The sequence below is a fragment of the Vibrio sp. 10N.286.48.F5 genome (genome assembly GCF_041469785.1).
GTDB lineage: Bacteria > Pseudomonadota > Gammaproteobacteria > Enterobacterales > Vibrionaceae > Vibrio > Vibrio crassostreae_C.
Map to the genome: position 1 here is coordinate 1 of NZ_JBFRLG010000073.1, position 330 is coordinate 330.

2 tRNA genes are annotated in these 330 nt (G+C 45.2%); both read right to left on the bottom strand.

What is annotated here, in order from left to right:
• Nucleotides 1-129 precede the first annotated feature (129 nt).
• A tRNA-Ala gene (locus tag AB4185_RS21805) sits at nucleotides 130-205 on the bottom strand.
• Nucleotides 206-219: 14 nt separating this feature from the next.
• Nucleotides 220-296: transfer RNA gene (locus tag AB4185_RS21810), tRNA-Ile, on the bottom strand.
• Nucleotides 297-330 lie beyond the last annotated feature (34 nt).

Sequence of the window (330 nt, forward strand, 5' to 3'; positions counted from 1 at the left end):
AATTTGATTGAATTACTCGTGAGTAATCAATCAGTCAGCTTTCCAAATTGTTAAAGAGCTTGATTCAATAAATTGAACCATTTTTAAAGACTCTCGTAAGACTTTTTGTCGAACAAGAACGCTTAAAGATGGTGGAGCTATGCGGGATCGAACCGCAGACCTCCTGCGTGCAAGGCAGGCGCTCTCCCAGCTGAGCTATAGCCCCATCTAGGTCGATATTGGTGGGTCTGAGTGGACTTGAACCACCGACCTCCCGCTTATCAGGCGAGCGCTCTAACCAGCTGAGCTACAGACCCAATATCGTCTCTTAACTTTTCTAAACCTAATCAA